The organism is Vibrio sp. La 4.2.2 (genome assembly GCF_027586995.1).
Taxonomy (GTDB): domain Bacteria; phylum Pseudomonadota; class Gammaproteobacteria; order Enterobacterales; family Vibrionaceae; genus Vibrio; species Vibrio mediterranei.
Window position 1 is genome coordinate 1 of sequence record NZ_JAPPTJ010000025.1, and the last position, 2,820, is coordinate 2,820.

Consider the following 2,820-nt stretch of genomic DNA (forward strand, 5'->3'; position numbering starts at 1 on the left):
GATTCCTGAATGGGGAAACCCAACTGCATAAGCAGTTATCGCTGAGTGAATACATAGCTCAGCGAGGCGAACCGGGGGAACTGAAACATCTAAGTACCCCGAGGAAGAGAAATCAACCGAGATTCCGAAAGTAGCGGCGAGCGAAATTGGATTAGCCCTTAAGCTTTTAATGATGCAGGTGAAGAGTCTGGAAAGTCTCGCGATACAGGGTGATAGCCCCGTAACCGACACATCATAATCAGTGAAATCGAGTAGGGCGGGACACGTGATATCCTGTCTGAATATGGGGGGACCATCCTCCAAGGCTAAATACTACTGACTGACCGATAGTGAACCAGTACCGTGAGGGAAAGGCGAAAAGAACCCCTGTGAGGGGAGTGAAATAGAACCTGAAACCGTGTACGTACAAGCAGTAGGAGCACCTTCGTGGTGTGACTGCGTACCTTTTGTATAATGGGTCAGCGACTTATATTCAGTGGCAAGGTTAACCGTTTAGGGGAGCCGTAGGGAAACCGAGTCTTAACTGGGCGTTCAGTCTCTGGATATAGACCCGAAACCAGGTGATCTAGCCATGGGCAGGTTGAAGGTTGAGTAACATCAACTGGAGGACCGAACCGACTAATGTTGAAAAATTAGCGGATGACTTGTGGCTAGGGGTGAAAGGCCAATCAAACCTGGAGATAGCTGGTTCTCCCCGAAATCTATTTAGGTAGAGCCTCGGATGAATACTACTGGGGGTAGAGCACTGTTAAGGCTAGGGGGTCATCCCGACTTACCAACCCTTTGCAAACTCCGAATACCAGTAAGTACTATCCGGGAGACACACGGCGGGTGCTAACGTCCGTCGTGGAGAGGGAAACAACCCAGACCGCCAGCTAAGGTCCCAAAGTATAGCTAAGTGGGAAACGATGTGGGAAGGCTTAGACAGCTAGGATGTTGGCTTAGAAGCAGCCATCATTTAAAGAAAGCGTAATAGCTCACTAGTCGAGTCGGCCTGCGCGGAAGATGTAACGGGGCTAAGCTATACACCGAAGCTGCGGCAATGTGATTTATCACATTGGGTAGGGGAGCGTTCTGTAAGCCGTTGAAGGTGGACTGTAAGGTCTGCTGGAGGTATCAGAAGTGCGAATGCTGACATGAGTAACGATAAAGGGGGTGAAAAACCTCCTCGCCGGAAGACCAAGGGTTCCTGTCCAACGTTAATCGGGGCAGGGTAAGTCGACCCCTAAGGCGAGGCCGAAAGGCGTAGTCGATGGGAAACGGGTTAATATTCCCGTACTTCTTACAATTGCGATGGGGGGACGGAGAAGGCTAGGTGGGCCTGGCGACGGTTGTCCAGGTTCAAGTGCGTAGGCTTAAGGTTTAGGTAAATCCGGACCTTTATAAGGCTGAGACACGATGTCGAGCTACTACGGTAGTGAAGTCATTGATGCCATGCTTCCAGGAAAAGCCTCTAAGCTTCAGATTGTAAGGAATCGTACCCCAAACCGACACAGGTGGTCGGGTAGAGAATACCAAGGCGCTTGAGAGAACTCGGGTGAAGGAACTAGGCAAAATGGTACCGTAACTTCGGGAGAAGGTACGCTCTTAGTGGTGAAGTCCCTTGCGGATGGAGCTACCGAGAGTCGCAGATACCAGGTGGCTGCAACTGTTTATTAAAAACACAGCACTGTGCAAAATCGCAAGATGACGTATACGGTGTGACGCCTGCCCGGTGCCGGAAGGTTAATTGATGGGGTTAGTTTTCGGACGAAGCTCTTGATCGAAGCCCCGGTAAACGGCGGCCGTAACTATAACGGTCCTAAGGTAGCGAAATTCCTTGTCGGGTAAGTTCCGACCTGCACGAATGGCGTAATGATGGCCACGCTGTCTCCACCCGAGACTCAGTGAAATTGAAATCGCTGTGAAGATGCAGTGTACCCGCGGCTAGACGGAAAGACCCCGTGAACCTTTACTACAGCTTGGCACTGAACATTGAGCCTACATGTGTAGGATAGGTGGGAGCCTTTGAAGCGAGTACGCCAGTATTCGTGGAGGCAATCTTGAAATACCACCCTTGTATGTTTGATGTTCTAACTTGGTTCCCTAATCGGGAATGAGGACAGTGCCTGGTGGGTAGTTTGACTGGGGCGGTCTCCTCCCAAAGAGTAACGGAGGAGCACGAAGGTGGGCTAATCACGGTTGGACATCGTGAGGTTAGTGCAATGGCATAAGCCCGCTTGACTGCGAGAATGACAATTCGAGCAGGTGCGAAAGCAGGTCATAGTGATCCGGTGGTTCTGAATGGAAGGGCCATCGCTCAACGGATAAAAGGTACTCCGGGGATAACAGGCTGATACCGCCCAAGAGTTCATATCGACGGCGGTGTTTGGCACCTCGATGTCGGCTCATCACATCCTGGGGCTGAAGTCGGTCCCAAGGGTATGGCTGTTCGCCATTTAAAGTGGTACGCGAGCTGGGTTTAGAACGTCGTGAGACAGTTCGGTCCCTATCTGCCGTGGGCGTTGGAAGATTGAAGGGGGCTGCTCCTAGTACGAGAGGACCGGAGTGGACGAACCTCTGGTGTTCGGGTTGTGTCGCCAGACGCATTGCCCGGTAGCTAAGTTCGGAATCGATAACCGCTGAAAGCATCTAAGCGGGAAGCGAGCCCTGAGATGAGTCTTCCCTGGCGCTTTAAGCGTCCTAAAGGGTTGTTCGAGACTAGAACGTTGATAGGCAGGGTGTGTAAGCGTTGTGAGGCGTTGAGCTAACCTGTACTAATTGCCCGTGAGGCTTAACCATACAACACCCAAAGGGTTTTGATGGACTCAAAGCAAGAAC

The 2,820-nt window shown here is 51.4% G+C and carries 1 rRNA gene; it reads left to right on the plus strand.

Annotated features, from left to right (window positions below):
* Window positions 1-2,781: ribosomal RNA gene (locus OH456_RS25890) — 23S ribosomal RNA — on the plus strand; the annotation flags it as partial.
* Between the last annotated feature and the right edge of the window lie 39 nt (window positions 2,782-2,820).